Origin of the sequence: Synechococcus sp. CS-1329, assembly GCF_025128055.1 — a bacterium.
GTDB lineage: Bacteria > Cyanobacteriota > Cyanobacteriia > PCC-6307 > Cyanobiaceae > Regnicoccus_A.
This window is the reverse complement of sequence record NZ_JAHLYS010000040.1, coordinates 1-20,795: the sequence shown is the minus strand read 5'-3', so window position 1 is coordinate 20,795 and position 20,795 is coordinate 1. Positions and strand designations below refer to the sequence as shown.

The window sequence follows — 20,795 nt, the reverse complement described above, 5'->3', positions numbered from 1 at the left end:
CTAAGGGTGGGAGGCCGCTGTGTTGCGTGGTGCCGGTTCCACTTCAGCCAGCGCCATGGCCGTGGCTCCATCGGCCAGGATCTGGCTCAACGGCACTCCGGCGTCGTGACGCTCCAGCCAGCGCATCGCCTCATTGCCCTGGCGCAGGATGCTGTGGAGCGGCTCCAGCCAGGCGCTGAGGCCCAGTTGGGCGGCGAGCGGCGCCATCTGCTCCAGCTCCCGCTGAATCCAGGCAGCGGCTTCGATCTCCTCCCCCGTGCGCCAGTCGCAGAGGGTGGCCCTGAGGCTGTGGCGGGCGGCGGCGCGGTCGTTGCGATCGGCCAGCTCGGCCAGCTGATCCGGTCCCAGCCGGCTGGCGTGCAGGGGATCGTGGGTCTGGGGGTCTTGGAGAAGCTGCAGCAGGCGCAGTTCCGCGAACACCGTGACGGCCAGAAGCTGGCGGGGATGGCTGATCAGGTCACAGATCCGGATCTCCAGCCGATTGAGGTCGTGGGGCCGCTCCTCTCCGTTGGGCCGCACGGAGGTCCAGAGGTGGCGGACATTGCGCATGGACCCGGCCGCCAGCTGGGCTTCCATCCAGGCGATGTAGTGCTGATGATCGAGAAACAGCGGCACCGTGGGCGGGGTGAGCGGGAACTGCAGCCAGCGCTGGGAGTGGGCGCCGGTGGCGAGGCCGTCGAGGAAGGGTGAACTGGCGCTGAGGGCCAGCAGCAGGGCGCCCTCGCAGCGCAACAGCCGGCAGCCGGCGAACAGGCCCCCCATCTCGGTGAGCCCGAGGTTGATGTGCACGCTGGCGGTCACCACCCGGGTGCCGTAGGTGGTCTCGATGTAGCCGTGATACGGGTTCGAGGGGTCGGAGCGCTCGAAGCGCTGGCTGTCCCCCAGGCTGAGGGTGCTGCCCGGCAACAGGGTCAAGCTGCGCTCGCCCAGCCAGCGGCGCAGACGCCGCCTCGGCTCCAGCAGCAGCTCCAGCTGGCGGGCGTAGTCGGCATCCGGCGGAGTGATGTACTCCAGGTTGCGGTGGTCCGGTTCGGTGACGAACCCATCGAGCACGGCTGCGGCTTGCTCCGCCACCCCCACCACGGTGCCGTCGGCCCGGCCGGTGAACAATTCCACCTCAAAGCCCTTGAGCAGCAGACGATCGCTCATGTGCCGCTCCCCTGCAGGCAGGCCAGGGCCTTGAGCAGACCGCGGGCTTTGTTGAGTGTTTCCTGATACTCAGCGGCCGGCTGTGAATCGGCCACCAGGCCCGCACCGGCCTGCACCTGCACCCGCCAGCCCCCTTCGCCGTCGGGAAGCACCACCATGGTGCGGATCGTGATGGCGGTGTTGAGGGCACCGGCAAGATCCACCGCCCCGTACACCCCGGAATAGGGGCCGCGGGCATCTGGTTCGTGCTGATGGATCAGTTGCATGGCCCGGATCTTGGGGGCGCCGCTGACCGTACCTGCAGGGAAGGAGGCCTTGAGCAGGTCCCAGACGTCGCGGCCGGGATCGAGCAGGCCCTCCACCTGACTGACGATGTGCATCACGTGGGAGTAGCGCTCCACCACCATCAGCTCCGTCACCTCGACCGTGCCCGGCCGGCAGACCCGGCCGAGGTCGTTGCGACCCAGATCCACCAGCATCACGTGCTCGGCGCGCTCCTTGGGGTCGGACAGCAGGTCCTGTTCCAGGGCCAGGTCGTGGGCCTCATCCACCCCGCGCGGGCGGGTGCCGGCGATTGGGCGCAGGGAGGCCCGGATGCCTCCGGTCACCGGCTCGGCCTTGACCATCACCTCAGGGCTGGAGCCGATCAGGTACCAGCCGCCGAAGTTGAAAAAGGCCATGTAGGGGGATGGGTTCACCATCCGCAGGCTGCGGTAGAGCTCGAAGGGATCCTGCTGGATGCGGGTTTCGAGCCGCTGGCTGAGCACCAGCTGGAAGACGTCACCGGCGGCGATGTGCTCCCGGGCGGCCATCACCGCCGACTCAAAGTCGGCCTGGCTGCGGTTGCTGCGGGTGTCCAGCTCCTGCGTGGGCTCAGCTTCCCAGTGCAGGGGGCTGACGCCGGCTGGCAGAGGGCCGTGCATGCGTCCTTCCAGCGACTGGATCCGCGCACTGGCCTCGTCGTAGGCCTGCAGGGGATCGGCGTCGCCGCTGAGGTCGGCGTAGGCCACGGCCGTGATCTGCCGTTTCACCTGATCGAACACCAGCAGGCTGTCGGCCAGCATCCAGCAGCCGTCAGGCGGGCCGCCGGGGTCGCTGGGGTGGACGGGCACGCTGGGCTCGATCCAGCGGATCAGCTCGTAGCCCCAGAAGCCGAACAGTTGGCCCAGGGGCGGCAGGCCGGGGATGGTACTGGGCCGAAGCGAGGCCAGGCAGGCGGAGAGCAGCTCGAAGGGGTTGCCCCTCAACTGGGCCTGACGGCCATCGCGCCAGTTCTGCACGCCGTTCTCCCCGCGCACCGTGAGGGTCCAGACCGGGTCGGTCACCACGAAGCTCCAGCGCCCCAGCCGCTCGCCACCCTCCACAGATTCCAGCAGCACGCCATGGTCGCTGGCCGCCCCCACCTTCAGCCAGGTGGTGAGGGGGGTTTCCAGATCAGCGGGCCAGCGCTTCCAGAGGGGGATGAAGGTGCTGCCGTCCGCCGCCTGGGCAAGGAACGCGTCGCGATCGGGGAAGGGCATCACGGCAACGGGCAGGCAAAAAAAACGGGGCACCCGGCCCCGCCTTTCTAAAGGTTGGAGGACTCACACCTTGCAGCGGAGTTCCGCAAATGAGTCCTGACCGGTTCCCGGGGCAGACCCGGGAGCTGATTCAGGAGTCGAAGGTGTTGCGCCCGGAGAACTTGAGGGTGGAAGGGTCGGGGTTCTGACCGATGCTGCGGGGGTTGTGGCCCACGATCGGACGGCCTTCGTTCACTTTCTCGGGGAAAACACCATCTTTCGGGTGCAGATACTCGGTATCGCCGCCGGGGAAGATGCGGTAGACCTTGTAATCCTCGATACGAGGCTTGAACTTGGTGCGCAGCTGGGTGCCGAGGGCCAGGCACTGCTCCTTGCGGGAGAAGTACATGATGTTTTCGCCCTCGTTCATCTCCGCAGCTCCACCGGTGGGAAGCTCAAACACCTGGTCCTTGCCACTGGTCCAGGTGATGGCGTACTTCTCCTCGGTTTCGGCGGAGTTGAGCAGACCGCCCGTGCTGCCGATGGACTTGGGAAGTTGACCGCTCAGCGCCGTTGCTGTCATGGCTGTTGGGGATGGTGAGTCGGCGGACCCATCAGTGAGTCGGCGGACCATGTCGGCTGGAAGCTAGCACTGCAATCTCGGGGGACCTGCCGGGGGGAGAGCTCTCTTCACACCCGTCAACAAACGTCCCCGCCGGTATCGCTGCTGAGGCCCGCCACGGGAAAGAACACGGTCAGCCCCTGGCCGGCCCGCTCGGTGAAACGTCCTCCCAGGCTGTGGAACAGGCGCTGGGTGGCCTGGCGGCTCAGCTGCAGGCTGCCCGTGAGCGGATTCCAGCGCAGCACCGGACCCACGTCGGCGGCGGCGCCATCGTCGGGGGAGGGCGATTGGCTCACGTCCCTTGCGGATGCGTCGGTGCAGCGCAGTTGCAGCTTCAGCCGTGAGCCTGCCGGTTGCAGACGGATCAGCACCGTGCTGCCCGAAGGCAGACTGCGGATGAAGCGATCCACCAGGCCACCCAGCATCGTCTCGAGCCGGCTCGGATCGCTCAGCACCGGCGGCAGATGGGCGCTGATCTCCAGCTGCAGCTTCAGCCCCCGGCGCCCCAGCTGCCGTTGCCACAGCTCTTCGAAACCCTGCAGCAACTGGGCCAGGTCGGTGCGGGCCAGGGTCTGGCGGGACGGTGGTTGTCGCTGGAGCTCGGCCGCATGGAAGATCAGGCCGAAGCGGTCGATCTGCTCGCTGCATTCCCCATCGATCTGCTCCAGCCGCTGACGCACCACCGCTGGCAGATCAGTTCGCCGCAGCAAGGAGCGAATCAGGGTGCGGATCGTGGCCAGGGGAGTGCGCACCTCGTGGGTGAGGGCCTCGAGCAGGGCCAGCTCGCCGCTGCTCTCGCTGCGGCCGTCCACCCGGTCCTGAACCAGGGGCTGGAGGGTCAGGCTCGGGGCCATCGCCGCCAGTCGCTCCGCCAGCCTTGGCCAGAACTGCAGCGCCATGCTCTCCTCGCTGCGCAGGGGACCGAGCGCCTGCAGGGCCTGGCGCAAGCGCAGGGCGGCTTCGGGAGCGGTGGTCCGCAGCCGCTGATCCACCAGGGCCAGCGTTTCCGAGAGGGTGGTGGGGTCGAAGCGCAGCAGCAGCTGCCGCTGCTGTGGTGGGCCCTCCAGGGCCATGGCCAGCTGCAGCTTGGGGGTGATCAGCACCAGCAGGGGGTCGGTGCCGTCGGCGGGTTCGAGAACCAGACGTTCATAGGGGCCGGTGCGGCCAGGGGCATCGGCTCTGCCGGCCGGGCTCACTCCAGGCAGCAGCGGGCCCGTGCGGCTGAGGTCACCGGCGATCTGCGCTGGAGCCCAGACCCAGCCCTGCAGGGCCTCCAGCAGCTCCGGCTCGTAGAGCGCCGGCAGCGGTGAGGCCAGCCAGACTCCCCGCAGCGGTTGCAGGGACGGCAAAAAATCATCCTGGAGGGTGGCCAGGGCTGCCCACCACTGCCGCCTGGCGGTGTCGTCGTCGCTGTGGCCCGCTGGTACCCCCTGGGCCAGCCGCACCCGCAGGGCGGCCAGGCTCACCATCGCCGCTGGGGCGGGCGGCCATGGCGCGACACCGAAGCGCACATCCCCAGGGAGATGAAATTGACGAGCATCGCCGAGCGGCCATAGCTCAGCCAAGGCAGGGGAATGCCGGTGATCGGACCCAGTCCGATGGTCATGTTGATGTTCACCACCACCTGAAACATCAGCATCGCGCCGATCCCCACTACCACCAGGGACTCGTAATCGCTGCGGGCCCGCCCGGCGATCTGGAGCAGACGCCACATCAGCAGCAGGAAGCCCACCACCACCAGGGTGGAGCCGATGAAGCCGGTTTCCTCCCCCAGGGCACTGAAGATGAAATCCGTGTGCTGCTCGGGAATGAAGCGCAACAGGGTGAGATGGCCCTGCATCAGTCCGGTGCCCCAGAGCCCGCCCGAGCCGATCCCCACCATGCTCTGCAATAGGTGATAGCCGCCTCCCAGGGGATCGTGGGATGGATCGAGAAACATGGTCAGCCGAGCCCGCTGGTGCTCCTTGAGGCCGTGGGCCCAGAGCCAGGGTGTTCCCAGGGCGAACACCCCCTGAATCGTCAGGGTGACGGAGGCCGCCAGGGCTTTCCAGGGCAGGGAGCGCCAGGCCAGCACCCCCATCGCCGGCACCCAGGCCACCAGAACCCAGGGGATGGTGCCCGCCAGGATGGCGGTGAACAGGGGCGAGAGCAGCAGCAGCAGCCAGGCCCCTGGCATTCCCGACCAGAACATCATCACCAGCAGCACCGCTCCGAACACCAGTGAGGTGCCCAGATCCGGCTGCACGAACACCAGCAGCCAGGGCACGCTGATCATGGCCACCGGCCGGATCAGGTCCACCGGCCGCTCCACCGGATGGCGGGTCAGCACACCGGCCAGCAGCAGGATCGCCGCCACCTTGGCGAACTCCGAGGGTTGCACGTTGAAGCCGGCGATGTTGATCCAGCTCTGGGCGCCCAGCGCGCTGACCCCCACCACCCGCACCGCCACCAGGCTGGCCACCATGGCTGCGTAGATCAGCCAGCGGAACGGCTGGTAGCGCTCCAGGGGGATCCGGGCCAGCACCAGGGCGAGGCCCAGGCCCACCGCTGCCGTGACCCAGTGCTGATACCAGACCGCGTAGGGGGCCTGGCGCTGGGTGCTGGCAATCAGGATGCCGGCCACCGCCACCATCGCCAGGGGAATGCCCCAGAGCAGCAGATCCACCCCCTCCAGCAGTCGTCGCCGGGCCGGCCGCGCCGCTGAGAACATGCTGCGCCGGCTGCCCAGCAAAGCCATCGTGATCAGGCGGCGGTGAGGCTGAGGCTGATGACCCGCTGGGCCAGGGTCTGGAAGGCCCGGGCTGTGGCCGATTCGGGCCGGGAGATCACCACAGGCTGCCCCTGGTCGCCCCCATCCATCACGGCCATCTCCAGGGGCAGCTCGGCCAGCAGGGGCACGTCGGCTTCGGCGGCCAGGGTGGCCCCACCACCACTGCCGAAGATGGCGTAACGGGCTTCAGGCCGGTCGGGGGGGATGAAGGTGCTCATGTTCTCGACCACACCCAGCACCTGCACCCCCATCTGCAGGAACATCGCCAGGCCGCGGCGGGCATCCTGCAGGGACACCCGCTGGGGGGTGGTCACGATCACCACGCCGGCCATCGGCACCGCCTGGGCCAGGGTGAGCTGGGCATCGCCGGTGCCGGGAGGCAGGTCCACCACCAGCACGTCGCGCTCGCCCCAGTCGGCCTGATAGAGGAACTGGCGGATGATGCCGTTGAGCATCGGCCCCCGCCACACCACCGGTTGGTTCTCCTGGATCAGCAGCCCCATCGACACCATGCCGATGCCGCAGGTTTCGATCGGCACCAGCACCTGCTCATTGCCGCTGCCGCGCACCTCTGGCGTGCGGTCGGCCACACCCAGCATGGTCGGGGCGTTCGGTCCATAGATGTCGGCGTCGAGCAGTCCCACCCGCAGGCCGCTCTGGGCCAGGGCACAGGCCAGGTTCACGGCCACGGTGCTCTTGCCCACGCCGCCCTTGCCGCTGCTCACGGCGATGATCCGGGCCACACCGGGAATGCCCTGGCGCTCGGGCAGGTTGCCACCACCGCCGGGACCATGGCCGGCGCCGCCGATCGGTGAGCCCTCGGGCCGTCCGCCCGCGCCGGGCTGGGCCACTTCGATCTGCACATCTTCGATGCTTTCGATCGCCATCAGCGCCTCACGCGCTTCGGCGGCGATCCGCTCCCGCTGGCTGGTGGCGTAGCCCGGCAGAGCCAGGCTGAAGACCACGCGGCTCCCCTGGGGACGCACCTGCTGGATCCAGCCCAGTTCCAGCAGACTGCGGCCGGTGCCCGCGTCGCAGAGGGGCTCAAGGGCGGCGAGGGCCTGTTCAGCGGTGGCCATCCGTGGGTGCCGGCATCAGGGCTGATCCTAGGGGCCGCCCCATGACAGAGGCTCTCGAAGGGTTGTGCCCCGGCTCGGCGGGCTGGAATGGTGGAGTGGTTTCGAACGTCCGGCGGGGCGTGGTGATCAGTGGTGGAGCAGGGACAGCCGGGCGTGGCCGATGCAGAACAGGGCCAGGGAGGTGCCCGGCCCATGGAGCATCCACCGGCCGATTCCCGCGCTCGCGCCCGCGCCCTGCTAATGGGTCTGCAGGACAGCATCTGCGCCGGCCTGCAGACCCTTGATGGGGAAGGGGAGTTCGAGGAGGAGAGCTGGGAGCGCCCGGAGGGGGGTGGCGGTCGCTCGCGGGTGATGAAGGCCGGCCGGATCTTTGAGCAGGGCGGGGTGAATTTCTCCGAGGTGGAGGGCGATCAGCTGCCCCCCTCGATCCTCAGCCAGCGGCCTGAGGCCGCCGGCCAGCGCTGGTTCGCCACCGGCACCTCAATGGTGCTCCACCCCCGCAATCCCTATGTGCCCACGGTGCACCTCAATTACCGCTATTTCGAGGCGGGTCCGGTCTGGTGGTTCGGTGGTGGCGCCGACCTCACCCCCTACTACCCCTTCCTGGCGGATGCCCGTCACTTTCATGGCAGCCTGCAGGGGGCCTGTGACAGCGTTGATCCCAGCCTGTACCCCGTTTTCAAGCCCTGGTGCGATGAATACTTCTTCCTGAAGCATCGCGGCGAAACCCGTGGTGTGGGCGGCATCTTCTACGACTACCAGGATCCCGCCGGAGTGCTCTACAAGGGTCAGGATCCCAGCGGACCTGCGGCGGCCGCGGCGGCGTCCCTTGGAGCCGCTCCCCGCAGCTGGGAGCAGTTGTTCCAGCTGGCCAGCGCCTGCGGCAACGCCTTTCTGCCGAGCTATGTGCCGATCGTGGAGAAGCGCCATGGCACGGCCTATGGGGATCGGGAGCGTCAGTTCCAGCTCTACCGCCGAGGCCGCTACGTGGAGTTCAATCTGGTGTTCGATCGCGGCACGATCTTCGGCCTGCAGACCAACGGACGCACCGAGTCGATCCTGATGTCGCTGCCACCGCTGGTGCGCTGGGAGTATGGCTACGGCCCCGAGCCCGGCAGTCGCGAAGCGCTGGTCACCGAGGTGTTCACCAAGCCCCAGGACTGGCGCGGAGATGCCGCCCTGGAAGAGCTCTGCCGCGCCCGGGAAGCGTTCGACTGAACCAGCCGCGGCTAGCTCTGGGGACGCCTCATTGGCTCCCTCCGTTGCTCCGTGCTGATGCCCTGCTCGAGGGCGGTCACCACCCGCTCGGCGATGGCGTTGAGCGCTGCATCCCGGCTGCCGGGATCCCTCAGGGCCGATTCCAGCGGGCTCTCCAGCTTGCCGATCTCGAGAATGGCGATGCCCCGGCGGGGTGCCCCCAGCCCGCCCCGGAACTGAAAGGGAAAGGCCCCGAAGGCGGCGGCCAGGCTTTCATCGAGCAGGCTGGGCGACCTGTGCAGCGGCGGAATCAGACCGGAGCCGAAGCCATCGGGTCCGTAGGCGTCGTAGTGGATCTCCAGGGCGTAGCCCCCCCGGCGCACATGCTCCTTGCCCACACTCCAGTTGGTGCGGGGGTCGTCCCCATCGGCGATGCTGCGCAGGGGCGGCACATAGAGGCTGATCGGCAGCCCGCGCTGGCGCCCCAGGGTCACCACCCGCTCCGCGGTGAGCAGATTCCAATAGAGCTCATCACGGATGCCGTTCAGCATCGGGGGGGCGCCAAAGAGATCCACCGCTTCACCGCTGGTGCCTGATCCGGCCATGCCCTGGGAATCGGCGTGGCCGGCCATCACCAGGATCGGTGTGCCGGTCGCCAGTAATCGGCGGCCGATCCAGTCTTTGTTCAGGGGAGCGCGCGGCCCGGTGAGCGGATCGACGGCGAGCATGGCCGGGGCTTCGGCGGCGCTGCCCAGCACCAGCGCCAGGCCGAGGCCCAGCAGCAGGCCCCTGCCCAGATGGCGCGTCCGCGCCTGGAGCCGAAGAGGGGATGCAGGTTGGGAATGGAGCGCCATGGTCCGGGGATTCAGATGGGGGAGCTCAGCAGCGTGCCGTCACTGGCCAGCTGCAGCCGGGGGCCCAGTTCCAGTTCCAGGGCAATCAGTTCATCGCGGTGGGCCCGCAGCCGCAGCTGGCTGAGGGGAGCGTCGTCGTCGCTGATCAGGCGCAATTCCACCAGTTCCTGGCGCGCGGCCCGCCGCCGGTAGACCAGCCCCGCCAGGGGACCGATCAGGGCCAGCAGCAGTGGCCACCAGCCCAGCGGCGGCAGCAGCTGGCGCAGCACGAGGCCCAGGCAGGCTGCCCCGACCGTTCCCAGCAGCGAGAGCAGGAGTGCCAAGGTGCTGCTGGCTCCCACCTGGCCGCGGAAGCGCAGCACCCGCCGTTCGGGATCCCCGTCCTCTGCCTGCCAGCCCCGTTGCCTCAGCCACTGGCTGAGGCCGTCGAGCACCTCCAGCGCCGGTCGCGGCGACTGCACATCCACCACCGTGGTGCGGTCCTTGCTGGCGGCGCGCAGAAAGAACACCAGGCCGATGGTCATCAGCAGGGTGAGCAGAAGGGTGGAGCCCAGGGCTGGGGACAGGAGCGATGGCACGCGGGCGATCCAAGGCGGAAGCGCTCCATTCTCCCCCTTTCGGCACGATGGCGTTGGTTGCTCCCCCGCCCATGCCTTCGGCCCTCGCCTCCACCCCCCATCGCTTCGCCGTGTTTGAGGGGGATCTCGACGCCGAATGGCTGAGCCTGCTGGCTCAGGCCCCGGCTCTGGCGGTGGACACCGAAGCCATGGGGCTGATCCATGGCCGCGACCGCTTGTGCCTGGTGCAGATCGCCGACCATCTCGACAATGTCTGCTGCATCCGCATCGCCCGGGGCCAGCAGGAGGCTCCCCGCCTGCGCCAGCTGATGGAGAGCGCGGCGATCGAGAAGGTGTTCCACTTCGCCCGCTTCGATCTGGCGGCCCTGGGGGAAGGCCTCGGCATTGCCGTGGCGCCCCTGTTCTGCACCAAGGTGGCCAGTCGACTGGCCCGTACCTACAGCTCCCGCCACGGCCTCAAGGAGGTGGTGCAGGAGTTGGTGGGGGTGGAACTGGACAAGCAGTCGCAGAGCAGCGACTGGGGACGGGCGGAGGATCTGGGCGAGGCCCAGCTGATCTATGCGGCCAACGACGTGCGCTACCTGCTGGCCGCTCGCCAGGCCCTGGCCGCCATCCTTGAGCGGGAGGAGCGACTGGATCTGGCCCGCCGTTGCTTCGCCTGTCTGCCGGTGTTCGCCGAGCTCGACCGCAGCCGCTTCGGCTCGGTGTTCGAGCACTCCTCCCAGTCGCGCTGAGGGCTCCCAGGCGATCAGTCCTCGACCATGAAGCCGCTTTCGTCGTCTTCGGCCACCAGCAGTGCATCCAGCAGCTGACCCTGGGCCCTGGACCCTGTCTGGGCCTCCTGAATCATGCGCTCGGCGATGGTGATGCGCTCGCCCTGGGCCCGGGTTCCCTCCCGGGCCGCCTGCTGGTCGACCCGGCGCCGGGCCGCGGCAATGCTCACCCCCAGCAGGGTGGCCAGCTGACCGGTGACGGTGGCGTAGGCCCGGTCGATCGGTGCTGGCATCGGGGATGGGCCTGGGTGAGATGAGAGCCCATCATCCCTGGGGCTGGGCCAGCAACTCACGGTCCACCAGCTCCGCCAGGCGCTCGCTGCCGCCGGCTTCCCCCATGCGTTGCCGGCCGATGGCTCCCAGGTGCCGGCGCCGCTGGGCGTCCCCGAGCAGCCTCTCCAGTTCGAGGGCCAGCTCCTGCCCGGAGGCGCAGGGCTGGACCGCACCGCCCAGCAGCCGGCTCTGGCGCCGGGCGAACCCCCGCTTGAACTGCGGGCCCGGCCCCGGCAGCGAGAGCACAGGCACTCCGAGGCCCACCAGTTGCTCGGTGGCGGTGCCGGCGGTGGCCAGACCCACCTCCCCCCAGCCGGCCCAGCGCTCGAAGCAGCCAGGGCCCAGCAGCAGCAGCCGTTGCTGGCACTGCCAGGCGGAGCTGCCGCCACAACCTCCCGGCAGGGTCACCTCGCGGTAGCCCTGGGCGCGCAGGATCGGCTCCAGGTCGTGCCGACTGGGGCGGGAGCCGGTGGGGCAGAGCACCACCTGCGCGTCCCTGGGCGGCGCGCAGGCCAGGGATGCCAGCAGGCGGCGGGCATTGCCGAGGGCTTCGGGCAGGCGGCTGCCGCAGAGCAGCACGATTCGCCGCCGCCCCCCCAGCGACAGGGGCAGCGGCAAGCGATCCAATGCGTCCATCATCGGGTTGCCCGGTGCCAGCGCCGCCACCCCCCGTCGCCTCAGCCCCCGAGCGGTGAGGCCGTCGCGCACCGCCACCAGTCGGGCGCGGCGATCGGCCATCAGGGCCCATTCCCACGGATCCCATTCGCTGCCCTTGCAGCGGTGGTAGCCGTCGGCGACGGGGTCGCGGCTGGGCCCGCTCCGCCAGGTGTAATCACTCTTGGGCGTGCCGATGAAGCCGTAGGGCGCGCCACTGGCCCAGGCCAGCAGCAGTGGCAGCAGATCCCCCACCGCCAGAATCGACGCGCCGCCAGCCCCCCAGCGGCGCACCAGCTGCCACTGGCCCCAGCTCAGGCCGCCCAGCCCTGCCCCCAGGTCACGCAGCAGCGCGAGGAGGCTCTGGTTGCTGAAGCCGCCGCTGGGCAGCCGCTGGCGGGGTCCCACCCGCTGCAGCCAGCCCTCCTGCTCCGCCTGGCGGAAGGTCTCCCCCTCCCCCACCAGCGGCAACACATCAACCTGCAGCTGTGGGCGCCGCTGATGCAGGGCCTGGAGGACGCGCAAACCGATCAGATCCTCCCCATGGCCGTTGCTGAGCAGCAGGAGTCGGGGCTGTCGTGGACGGCTGATACGATCCGCAGCACGGGGGTTCGCCTCCGGAAAGGCGGCATGGCCAAGTGGTAAGGCAGAGGATTGCAAATCCTTTACCCCCAGTTCGAATCTGGGTGCCGCCTCTGATTTTTCTCCTGCCGGCGGTTGGCCGGAGGGCTTCTTCACAGCTCGGCGCTGGCTGCCCAGCGCTCGCCTGTGAGCGCCCTGGCTTCGCAGCGCACGTCATTTTTCTCCACCCTGCAGGTGCCATCGGCCGGCCAGGCGTTGGGCAGGCTCGTGGGCAGCCCCCGCTGGTCGTAGCTCAGTTCACTCACGCTGCTGATTTCGGTGCTGAGGGGACCCTCCAGGCGGCAGCGACCTTCGCTGCAGCGCATCCCTGCAGCCCCCCCTTTGACAACCCCGACAAAGGTGACCAGGTTGGTGGTGATTTCGCCGCTGCCGGGGCCGACGAAACGGATGGTCAGCAGTCCCTGCTGGTTCTGCTCAAAGCGCAACTCCGAGCAGGGGCCCGGGCTGGCCTCAGCCAGGTTGCGTTCGCAGCTGCGTGTGGACCGTTGCACCCGGCCGAAGTCGCTTGAGGGTTTCTCCTGCGCCCGCAGCCCTGCTCCGGGAAGGACCAGAGTGAGCAGCACTCCGGCCAGCAGCAGCCCCCTGGCACCAGGGCCTGACCCGCTGCCAGGGGAGCTCTTGAATCGGTTGGGCCTGGTGCAAACGGTCAAGGAGAAACCACGCGCAGATCATCCATTCTGAAACCGCCTGGCCCCGGCAGCCACGGCCGGGAGCAGGGTCAGTAGTCCGAATCGGCCACGCAGTAGCCCTGACAGCTGATGCCGTTGCTGGCGGTGCGGCCGCAGTGGTTGCAGAGCACCGCTTCGCTGGGCTGTGGCGGCAGGTCCTGCTGCGTCGCTGCTGCCGGGCTCGCTCCAGACGCTGGCAACTGGATCCTGGGGGGCGGTGACGTCATGCTCCGATCATGGCGAGGTCGCTCGCAGGCCGGAGATTCCATGGCGCAGTCCGTCTCGATCGGCGTGGGCACCTGGGCCTGGGGCAATCAGTTCCTCTGGGGTTACAGGCCCGATCTCCATGACGCGGCCCTTGAGGCCACGTTCCAACGGGCGGTGGCCCTGGGTCTTCGCTTCTTCGACACGGCCGACTCCTACGGCACCGGCCGCTTCACCGGCCGCAGCGAACTGCTGCTTGGTCGCTTCCTGCAGGCGCTGCCCCCCCAGCAGCGGGACCAGCTGTGTGTGGCCACCAAACTGGCCCCTTTCCCCTGGCGCCTGGGCCGCCGGGGCTACCACCGGGCCTTTGAGGCCTCCCGTCAGCGGCTGGGCGGTCGCCTCGATCGGGTGCAGCTGCACTGGAGCACCGCCCGTTATGCCCCCTGGCAGGAGGGACCCCTGCTGGAGGGGTTGGCTGATCTCGTGGCGGCCGGCGAGGCGGAAAGCCTGGGGGTCTCGAACATGGGGCCCAGGCGCCTGAGGCAGGTGCAGCAGCGGCTGGCTCAGCGAGGGGTGCACCTGGCCAGTCTTCAGGTGCAGGTGTCGCTGCTGGCTCCTGAGGCGGTGACCGGCGGTGAACTGGGGGCCTGCTGCCGGGAGCTGGGGGTGGATCTGATCGCCTACAGCCCCCTGGCCCTGGGTCTGCTCGTCGACCGAGCCCGGACCGGCGGCGGCACCGACGTCCCCCCGGGGCCGCGGGGGCTGCTGTTCCGGCGGCTGCGGCCGAAGATCGAGCCGCTGCTGGCCCTGATGCGGGAGATCGCGGCCGGCCATGGCGCCCAGGTGAGCGAGGTGGCCCTGAACTGGTGCCGTGCCCATGGGGCCATGCCGATCCCCGGTCTGCGCAGCCCTGAACAGGCCGATTCGGCGGCGGCGGCCCTGGCCTGGCAGATGAACGAGCAGGAGCGCCTTGCCCTCGACCGTCGGGCGCTGGACCTGCCGGTGAGGATGCCTGCCAACCCCTTCCTCAGTGACTGAGGCGGGGCTGAAGCCTCAGACCCGCTGGAGGATCAGGCGGATTCCACCGCTGCAGAGGAGTCCGTGGGGTCAGGAGAGAGGACCACGGGCAGGGCGGCTGGCCTGGGGGTAGGGAGGTTTTTCAGCGGCGGAGCTGCTCCGCCGCCCTGGGTGCCGCTCGACCCGGTCTGGTCTATGGACTCAGGGTCATCGCTCTGGGCGGCGGAGCCGTGTTCACCGCAGGCACTGAGGGCCTCCTGCAGCAGGGAGTCGAACGTGGCTCCAGGCAGGCGGTGGCGGGAGAGTTCCAGGAAGGCCCTCGCCAGCGACTCCCCCGCCGCAGCGAGCAGGGCCGGGTTGTTGCGGCGTTCGCTCTGCTCGTCCTCGATGGCCTGCAGGAAGCGCTCGGTGACACCCCTCTTGGTGCTGGCCCTGATCTGGGTCTCCTGCTCAGCCGGCTGGAGGGCGGGGAGCTGGTCCAGCTCCTCCAGGCGCCGATTGAGGCTCTCCAGCACCTCCTGCGCCTCGGTGGCCACCCGCGAGAGCTGGCCCTCGGAGAGGCGGGGCAGGTCGGCCACGAACACCTTGCCGTGATCGCGCAGGGTGAGATAGGTGGGTCGACTGATGCTGCGCCCCTGGGCTGGAACGATCAGCCGCCGTGGTGGTGCTGCCGGCTGGGGCCCCGCTGAGCTGCGCCGTCGGGTGATGCGGGTGCTGGGGCTGTGCATGGTTAGTGACGTATGAATTTCCGGGTGCGTCGCCGCCGATCCAGGGCGGACGGAGCCCGCTGCAATCTGCCAGGGACGGCCAAGGGGCGGTCAGTACGGCAAACCCACCAGGGGCTGGGCGCCGTGGCCACCGGCCTCCACCACGCCCAGGGGCCAGGCCCGATGGCCCAGCTGCCCGCACACCTCCAGAGCCCTGGAGACCGCAGGCTCCGGCACCACCAGACAGAAGCCGACCCCCAGGTTGAAGGTGTTCCATAGGTCGGCCTCCGGCACCTCACCGTTGTCCTGGAGCCAACGGAAGAGCTCGGGCCGCTCCCAGCTGCCGGCTTCGATCCGGCCATGGGTTCCGTCCGGCAGGCAGCGGGGCAGGTTCTCAGGTAACCCGCCGCCAGTGATGTGGGCCATCGCATGCAGGGGAACCAGATGTTGGCGCAAGGCTTTCACCAGGTCGCCATAGAGGCGGGTGGGCTCCAGCAGCGCTTCGATCACCGGCCGGCCATCCCCCTCCAGGGACGTTCTCTCGGTGGTGTTGCTCCCGGCAAGGATCCGCCTCACCAGGCTGAAGCCATTGCTGTGAACACCGCTGCTGGCCACAGCCAGGATGCGGTCGCCGGCTTGCACCTGTCGGCCATCGATCAGCTCGTCCTCCTCCACCACAGCCACGCAGAAGCCGGCCAGGTCGTAGCGGCCGGGCGCATAGAAGCCCGGCATTTCCGCTGTCTCGCCCCCCAACAGGGCGCAGCCGCTCTGGCGGCAGCCGTCGGCGATGCCTTCCACCACCAAGGCCATGGCCTCGGGCGCGAGCTTGCCGGTGGCGATGTAGTCGAGGAAGAAAAGGGGCTCGGCCCCGCTGGTGATCACGTCGTTGACGCACATCGCCACCAGGTCAAGGCCCACGGCGTGGTGGCGCCCATGGGCCTGGGCCAGCTCCAACTTGGTGCCGACCCCGTCGCTGCCGGCCACCAGCAACGGACTCCGCAACCCGGCGGGCAACCGGCAGAGCCCACCGAACCCCCCCAGGCCACCCAGCACCTCAGGTCGGCGCGTGCTCTCGACACTGGCGCGGATTCGCTCGACGAAGGCCCTGCCGGCGGCCACATCCACTCCGGCCGTTCGGTAATCCATGGCATTGCTCCTGCTGGGCAGATCCTCATCACCACCGATCCTCCGATGCCAGCGAACCCGGGGTCGTTCGCCATCGGGTTCGCTGGCCGCTCTCCCCGGCGAAGACGGTGACGGGGCCGGCCGTTCAATTGGCACAGGATTTGATCAGCTCTGCTGATGAGCCTGATTGGCGTCGCTGATCAATATCAGGAGTTCTGGTGGTTCTCTGGGCTGTGGCTGTCAGCGATCTCGCCATAGATCACTCGTCCTGATCAATTCTTCCGTCCATCCTGCGCCTCCGATTTCCTCAGACTTCCGGTAAGTTTCCTGGGTCGTCATTTTTTATCAAGGACTCCTTCACGGATTTCGCGCTTTCAGCTCTTCCAATCGTCAGCGCGAACCATCAAGTAACGATCCTTCTGTTCGAAGAATCCGAAGACGTTGCTGATCCGTGGTGGGTTTCGACTGTTATGCGTCGCACTTTCCCCCTGGGCGCACTCGCCCTCCTGCTCACTGGCAGCGGCGTTGCCGTTCCCGTGCTGGCCAGCTCGATCCTTTCGGAGTCAGAATCCCGCGTGGCCATGGCCCGTCCGGCTTCTGAAGTCCCTGCCCTGGAGTCATCTGAGCCAATTCAGCCGGCCCAGCCTGTGGCCATTCGCCAGCAGGAGAGCGAGGCTCCGGCGCTGAAAGCGCCTACCGCTCCCACCGCGCCGGCACCAACCCCTCGCACTTTCAAGCTGGCCGGCACCGGTGAAGCCAGCTGGTACGGCCCCGGGTTCTTTGGCAATCGCACCGCCAACGGCGAAGTCTTCCGCCCCGGCACCATGACGGCGGCCCACCGCACCCTCCCCTTCGGCACGAAGGTGAAAGTCACGAATCTCTGGAACGGGCGCAGCGCCATCGTGCGCATCAACGACCGCGGCCCCTTCCACGGCAACCGCATCATCGACCTGGCCCATGGTGCGGCCCATAACCTCGGCCTGGTGGCCAGTGGTGTGGCGCAGGTGCGCCTGGAAGTGGTCCAGTAGCCCCTCAAGGCCTTCCATCCATCCCCTTGAGTGGCCCATCCGGCAGATTGCCGGATGGGCTTTTGTTTGGCGCTTCCATGCAGCTGCTGCAGACCTGTGATGAGTTGCGGCGCTGGTGCAGGTCCGCCCCTGGGGATCCGGCGGCAGCCCTGCACTTCGTTCCCACCATGGGCGCCCTGCACCAGGGCCATCGCCACCTGATCGAGCGGGCTGCCGCCCCCCTCTCCCCCTCAGGACCGCTGCCGCGGGTGCTGGTGAGCGTGTTCGTCAATCCGCTCCAGTTCGGTCCTGGGGAAGACTTTGAGCGCTACCCGCGCGACCCCCTGGCGGATGGCGCTCTGGCGGCCGCGGCAGGGGCTGGGGCCCTGTTCAGCCCGAGCGTTGGCGAGATGTTCCCCGGTGGTGAGGCTGAACTGACGCGGGTGCTGCCCCCGCCCGCTCTGCTCCAGGTGCTCTGCGCCCGCAGCCGGCTGGGCCATTTCGAAGGGGTGGCCACGGTGGTGGCCCGGCTTCTGGCTCTGGTGCAGCCTGATCGTTTGCTGCTTGGCGAGAAGGACTGGCAGCAACTGGTGATCGTGCGCCGGATCGTGGCGGATCTGGCTCTGCCGCTGCGGGTCCAGGGATGTGCCACCTGGAGGGAGAGCGATGGTCTGGCGGCCAGCTCCCGCAACCGCTATCTCTCAGAGCAGCAGCGCGCCCAGGCGGCACGCCTGCCCGCTGCCCTGGCCCAGGGGCGGCGGGCCTGGCAGAGCGGTGAGCGGGATCCCGCCCGCCTGGAGCAGTTGGTTCGGGCCGAGCTGGAGCAGGGCGGTCTGGCGGTGGAGTATGTGGAGATGCTGGAAGCCCGGCGGCTGCGCCCCCTGGACTCTTCCGCCCCACCCCAGGGGCCAAGGCTGCTGGCGGCCGCCATCCGCTGCGGCCCCAGCCGCCTCATTGATCACCTTGTGCTCATGAACCGTCCTCCGATCGTCGCCATCGATGGCCCTGCCGGGGCCGGCAAGAGCACGGTCACCCGGGTCCTGGCCCGTCGCCTGGGCCTGATCTACCTCGACACCGGAGCGATGTACCGGGCTGTGACCTGGTGGGTGCTGCGCCATGGGGCCAATCCTGCTGTGGCGACGGAGGTGGCGCCCCTGCTGGCGGGGCTGGAGCTCAGCCTTGACCTGGAGGCCAGCGGTGAGCAGCAGGTGAGCGTCAACGGCCACGACGTGAGCCAGGCCATTCGCCATCCCGATGTCACGGCCCAGGTGTCGCAGGTGGCCGCCCATGCCTGCGTGCGCGAGGCGCTCACCCAGCAGCAGCGGGCCCTCGGCGCCCGAGGTCGGCTGGTGGCGGAGGGCCGCGATATCGGCACCGCCGTGTTCCCGGATGCGGATCTCAAGGTGTTCCTCACCGCCACGGCGGCGGAGCGGGCCCGCCGCCGTGCCCACGACCTGGAGCAGCGGGGGTTCGCCGTACCTCCCCTGGTGGAGTTGGAGGCACTGATCGCCGAGCGCGACCGTCAGGATTCCAGCCGTGAGGTGGCCCCCCTGCTTCAGGCTGAGGATGCGGTGGAACTGATCACCGATGGCCTCGCCATCGAGGAGGTGATCACCACCCTGGTGGATCTGTTCCGTGAGCGCATTCCCGAAGAGGCCTGGCCAGCGCCGGAGGGTGGCGCAGACGCCTGAGCGCTCTGGGTCCTGCCCGCTGCATCGTTGGCCGGGCCGGGTCTGGTCTGGGGAAGCTAGCTGTTGTGGCTGGCCAGCAGATCCTCGAGCAGCCCCGTGCAGGCGTCTTCGAGCAGATCCAGCACCCGCTCGAAGCCCTCGGTACCGCCGTAATAAGGATCGGGCACCTCACGGACCCGCTGTCTGCGGCAGTGCTGGGTGATCGGCCTGATCTGGGCCTTCGTTTCACGGCCACGGCCCATGGCCTGAACGGCCATTAGGTTGTCGTCATCCATGGTCAGGATGTGATCGAAGCCGTCGAGATCGGCGGCCACGATCTGGCGGGCTCGGCTGGGCAGGTGGATGCCACGCCCTGCTGCCGCAGCGCGCATGCGGGCATCGGCCGGCTGGCCGGTATGCCAGGACCCTGTGCCGGCTGAATCAACACGGAAGGATTGCTCCAGACCCCTTTGCTGCAGCTGGTGAAGAAAAACCCCTTCGGCGGCGGGTGAGCGGCAGATGTTGCCCAGGCAGACGAACAGCAGGCGGGAGCGCTCCATCAGTTCCGCGCCTGATCGGCAAGGCGTTCCAGGGCCAGTTCGGCCCGCAGTCGCACCACAGGGGTGTCGTCACCGGGGTCGCCGGCGAACGCTTGCAGGGCCCCCAGCCCTTCTGTCTGTGCCCCGTCGGTCTTCTCCATGCCGAGCAGCAGTTGCTCCAGGCCCGTGGCCACGGCGTAGCGCACCACCCATTCGCCATCACCGGCCCCGGCCAGCAAGGCTTCAAGGCAGCGCTGGCGAACCCTGGCCTGCTCGCTCTGGGACAGGGCACTCAGCTGCAGCTGACCCAGGCCTCTGGCGGCGGCGCGGCGCACGCTGGGCCCGATGTCACAGGCCAGGGCGCTCTCGAGCAGCTCAAGGCCGCGCACATCTCCGATACCGGCCAGGGCGCGCACGGCCCAGGCCCTGGCGCCGTAGTTGTGGCCATCGAGATTGGCCAGCAGCGGCTCCACCGCCTGCTCGCCCAAAGCAATCAGGCCGTCGACGGCCGCCACGGCGGCACCAGGATTGTTGAATCCCAGCACCTCCACCAGGCTGGTGGCTGCCCCGGGGTGACAGGCCTCGGCCAGACGGCGGGTGGCCAGCAGCAGGCCCATGGAGCTGTCGGCCTCACGCAGGGCCTCGATCAGCTCGGTGGGCTCGGTCGCTGCAGGGGTGGGGGAGGGCATGGCGTGCTCAGAGCAGGTCGTCCATCACCGCCAGCAGGGCGGTGGTGTCGTCGTCAAGCCGGGTGGCAACGCCGGCCTGAGCAGGATCTCCATTCTCCACCAGCCCTCGCAGGGCCATCAATTTGAGACTGTTCTCCGCCAGGGTGCGTCGGATCGGCTCCAGTGCCGGTCGCCAGCCGGCGGCACCCAGATCCATCAGGGCAGCACGACGCACTTGGAGCTGGGGATGGTCCAGCAGGGCCAGCAACTGCTCCCCCCAGCGGCTGTCGCCGGTGAGTTGCAAGAGGGCCCGGCAGGCGGCACTGCGGATCAGGGGGCGCTCGTGGTCCACGAATGGTTCGATCACGGCCAGCACCCGCGACTCGCTGTTCCCCAGTGCTCCGAGGGCCTCCAACATGGCCTCACAGGGCTCCTGCAGGCGGCTGCTCTCCAGCTGGGCGGCACCGGCCACGCCGGGACCTGAGGCCAGCCTGGCGCAGAGGGGCTCCAGGGCTTCGCTCGCGCCCAGTTCCCCCAGGGAGCGGGCTGCGGCTTCGCGCAGGCCATCGTCGGGATCAGCGAGGGCCTGCAGCAGGTGGGGAATGGCGCCGGGTTGGCCCAACTTGCCCAGGGCGCGGGCCGCATTGCGGGCCACCGCGTTGTGCTCCACACCAGCCTCGGCCTGGCGTGGCTGACGCTGGCTCAGGGCGTGACAGAGCAAGGCAATGGCTTCCGGGTTGCTGCAGCGCATACGCCCCAGCCACCAGGCCGCGTAGTACTGGGCGGAGAGGTCTTCACTCTGGCGCAGGCGCCTCAGGGCCTCGGCCTCGTCGATCGGGGCTCCGGCGGCAGGGGATGGATCGATGGTTTCAGGGGCAACGACCATGGCCGTGGCGTGATGGAAGAAAGCCAGAAAGAAAAAAGGAGGCCAGAAGGCCTCCTTGAGGTGTGAGACGTGTGACGAAGCCGTCAGGAACGCTGTTGAGAACCGCGAGGCGGAAATCAGACGAGGGCGTTGATGGCGTAGTCGATGTAGTTGTTGGCGATGACGCCGGGGTCGCCGGAGATGCCGTGGTTGGCCTTGATGTAGTTCAGGGCCT

22 protein-coding genes, 1 tRNA gene and 1 pseudogene are annotated in these 20,795 nt (G+C 68.9%); 6 read left to right on the top strand and 18 right to left on the bottom strand.

All coding sequences use genetic code 11. The features are described 5' to 3' along the window. From gshA to KQ304_RS10130, 6 genes are all read right to left on the bottom strand, one after another. A complete protein-coding gene (gene gshA, locus KQ304_RS10155; RefSeq protein WP_259736981.1) occupies positions 1 to 1,149 on the bottom strand; it encodes a glutamate--cysteine ligase in 1,149 nt (382 codons plus the stop codon). Then, on the bottom strand, positions 1,146 to 2,669 hold the full coding sequence (locus KQ304_RS10150; RefSeq protein ID WP_259736980.1) for an anthranilate synthase component I family protein: 1,524 nt from the start codon (positions 2,667 to 2,669) through the stop codon (positions 1,146 to 1,148). Before KQ304_RS10150 ends, gshA begins: the two co-directional genes overlap by 4 nt. A gap of 130 nt (positions 2,670 to 2,799) precedes the next feature. Continuing rightward, on the bottom strand, positions 2,800 to 3,231 hold the full coding sequence (locus KQ304_RS10145) for a photosystem I reaction center subunit II PsaD (protein ID WP_259736979.1): 432 nt from the start codon (positions 3,229 to 3,231) through the stop codon (positions 2,800 to 2,802). A gap of 116 nt (positions 3,232 to 3,347) precedes the next feature. Continuing rightward, positions 3,348 to 4,781: a sensor histidine kinase gene (locus KQ304_RS10140; protein ID WP_399229100.1), complete on the bottom strand. Its 1,434-nt coding sequence runs from the start codon at positions 4,779 to 4,781 to the stop codon at positions 3,348 to 3,350. Further along, positions 4,733 to 6,007, bottom strand: coding sequence for a rod shape-determining protein RodA (gene rodA, locus KQ304_RS10135; protein ID WP_259736978.1), 1,275 nt, complete (start codon positions 6,005 to 6,007; stop codon positions 4,733 to 4,735). Before rodA ends, KQ304_RS10140 begins: the two co-directional genes overlap by 49 nt. A 5-nt stretch (positions 6,008 to 6,012) precedes the next feature. Next, positions 6,013 to 7,119: an Mrp/NBP35 family ATP-binding protein gene (locus KQ304_RS10130; RefSeq protein WP_259736977.1), complete on the bottom strand. Its 1,107-nt coding sequence runs from the start codon at positions 7,117 to 7,119 to the stop codon at positions 6,013 to 6,015. Between the two features lie 192 nt (positions 7,120 to 7,311). Between KQ304_RS10130 and hemF the strand changes: the two genes are divergently transcribed. Further along, positions 7,312 to 8,337 carry an oxygen-dependent coproporphyrinogen oxidase gene (gene hemF, locus KQ304_RS10125; RefSeq protein WP_259737068.1) on the top strand — a complete coding sequence of 342 codons (1,026 nt, stop codon included), beginning with the start codon at positions 7,312 to 7,314 and terminating at the stop codon, positions 8,335 to 8,337. 11 nt (positions 8,338 to 8,348) lie between these two features. Here the strand turns inward: hemF and KQ304_RS10120 are convergent, their stop codons facing one another. Together KQ304_RS10120 and KQ304_RS10115 are read right to left on the bottom strand one after the other, a co-directional pair. Next, the gene (locus KQ304_RS10120; RefSeq protein ID WP_259736976.1) at positions 8,349 to 9,170 is read right to left on the bottom strand and encodes a dehydrogenase; all 822 of its coding nucleotides are present in this window, start codon (positions 9,168 to 9,170) and stop codon (positions 8,349 to 8,351) included. A gap of 11 nt (positions 9,171 to 9,181) precedes the next feature. Then, positions 9,182 to 9,736 (bottom strand): cofactor assembly of complex C subunit B, encoded by a 555-nt coding sequence (locus KQ304_RS10115; protein WP_259737067.1) that lies wholly within the window; start codon positions 9,734 to 9,736, stop codon positions 9,182 to 9,184. Positions 9,737 to 9,819: 83 nt separating this feature from the next. Here KQ304_RS10115 and KQ304_RS10110 point away from each other — a divergent pair, with 83 nt between their 5' ends. Beyond that, positions 9,820 to 10,482, top strand: a complete 663-nt coding sequence (locus KQ304_RS10110) for a ribonuclease D (RefSeq protein WP_259736975.1) — start codon at positions 9,820 to 9,822, stop codon at positions 10,480 to 10,482. 14 nt (positions 10,483 to 10,496) lie between these two features. Here KQ304_RS10110 and KQ304_RS10105 read toward each other — a convergent pair whose 3' ends face one another. Together KQ304_RS10105 and KQ304_RS10100 are read right to left on the bottom strand one after the other, a co-directional pair. After that, the gene (locus tag KQ304_RS10105) at positions 10,497 to 10,754 is read right to left on the bottom strand and encodes a hypothetical protein (RefSeq protein ID WP_259736974.1); all 258 of its coding nucleotides are present in this window, start codon (positions 10,752 to 10,754) and stop codon (positions 10,497 to 10,499) included. Positions 10,755 to 10,785: 31 nt separating this feature from the next. Then, entirely contained in the window at positions 10,786 to 11,973 is a 1,188-nt protein-coding gene (locus KQ304_RS10100; RefSeq protein ID WP_259736973.1) for a lipid-A-disaccharide synthase-related protein, read from the bottom strand. Between the two features lie 99 nt (positions 11,974 to 12,072). Between KQ304_RS10100 and KQ304_RS10095 the strand changes: the two genes are divergently transcribed. Continuing rightward, positions 12,073 to 12,143: transfer RNA gene (locus KQ304_RS10095), tRNA-Cys, on the top strand. 39 nt (positions 12,144 to 12,182) lie between these two features. On the opposite strand, the gene KQ304_RS10090 is transcribed toward KQ304_RS10095, so the two are convergent. Together KQ304_RS10090 and KQ304_RS10085 are read right to left on the bottom strand one after the other, a co-directional pair. Next, positions 12,183 to 12,653, bottom strand: coding sequence for a hypothetical protein (locus KQ304_RS10090; protein ID WP_259736972.1), 471 nt, complete (start codon positions 12,651 to 12,653; stop codon positions 12,183 to 12,185). Positions 12,654 to 12,808: 155 nt separating this feature from the next. Beyond that, complete coding sequence (locus tag KQ304_RS10085; RefSeq protein WP_259736971.1) at positions 12,809 to 12,985, bottom strand: hypothetical protein; 177 nt, start codon at positions 12,983 to 12,985, stop codon at positions 12,809 to 12,811. A 40-nt stretch (positions 12,986 to 13,025) separates the two neighbouring features. Between KQ304_RS10085 and KQ304_RS10080 the strand changes: the two genes are divergently transcribed. After that, positions 13,026 to 14,000, top strand: coding sequence for an aldo/keto reductase (locus KQ304_RS10080; protein ID WP_259736970.1), 975 nt, complete (start codon positions 13,026 to 13,028; stop codon positions 13,998 to 14,000). Between the two features lie 32 nt (positions 14,001 to 14,032). On the opposite strand, the gene KQ304_RS10075 is transcribed toward KQ304_RS10080, so the two are convergent. After that, complete coding sequence (locus tag KQ304_RS10075) at positions 14,033 to 14,707, bottom strand: hypothetical protein (RefSeq protein ID WP_259736969.1); 675 nt, start codon at positions 14,705 to 14,707, stop codon at positions 14,033 to 14,035. Between the two features lie 90 nt (positions 14,708 to 14,797). Continuing rightward, positions 14,798 to 15,832, bottom strand: coding sequence for a phosphoribosylformylglycinamidine cyclo-ligase (gene purM / locus KQ304_RS10070; protein ID WP_259736968.1), 1,035 nt, complete (start codon positions 15,830 to 15,832; stop codon positions 14,798 to 14,800). 449 nt (positions 15,833 to 16,281) lie between these two features. On the opposite strand from purM, the gene KQ304_RS10065 reads away from it, so the two are divergent. Together KQ304_RS10065 and KQ304_RS10060 are read left to right on the top strand one after the other, a co-directional pair. Continuing rightward, positions 16,282 to 16,839 (top strand): septal ring lytic transglycosylase RlpA family protein, encoded by a 558-nt coding sequence (locus KQ304_RS10065; protein ID WP_259736967.1) that lies wholly within the window; start codon positions 16,282 to 16,284, stop codon positions 16,837 to 16,839. Positions 16,840 to 16,916: 77 nt separating this feature from the next. Next, positions 16,917 to 18,509: a bifunctional pantoate--beta-alanine ligase/(d)CMP kinase gene (locus KQ304_RS10060; protein WP_259736966.1), complete on the top strand. Its 1,593-nt coding sequence runs from the start codon at positions 16,917 to 16,919 to the stop codon at positions 18,507 to 18,509. A 56-nt stretch (positions 18,510 to 18,565) separates the two neighbouring features. Here the strand turns inward: KQ304_RS10060 and KQ304_RS10055 are convergent, their stop codons facing one another. The 4 genes and pseudogenes from KQ304_RS10055 to KQ304_RS10040 form a co-directional block, all read right to left on the bottom strand. Then, entirely contained in the window at positions 18,566 to 19,048 is a 483-nt protein-coding gene (locus tag KQ304_RS10055) for a low molecular weight protein-tyrosine-phosphatase (protein ID WP_259736965.1), read from the bottom strand. Further along, the gene (locus KQ304_RS10050) at positions 19,048 to 19,716 is read right to left on the bottom strand and encodes a HEAT repeat domain-containing protein (RefSeq protein ID WP_259736964.1); all 669 of its coding nucleotides are present in this window, start codon (positions 19,714 to 19,716) and stop codon (positions 19,048 to 19,050) included. Before KQ304_RS10050 ends, KQ304_RS10055 begins: the two co-directional genes overlap by 1 nt. Before the next feature lie 7 nt (positions 19,717 to 19,723). Beyond that, the gene (locus KQ304_RS10045; RefSeq protein ID WP_259736963.1) at positions 19,724 to 20,581 is read right to left on the bottom strand and encodes a HEAT repeat domain-containing protein; all 858 of its coding nucleotides are present in this window, start codon (positions 20,579 to 20,581) and stop codon (positions 19,724 to 19,726) included. A 116-nt stretch (positions 20,582 to 20,697) separates the two neighbouring features. Further along, a pseudogene (locus tag KQ304_RS10040) lies at positions 20,698 to 20,795 on the bottom strand (phycocyanin subunit alpha); the annotation flags it as partial.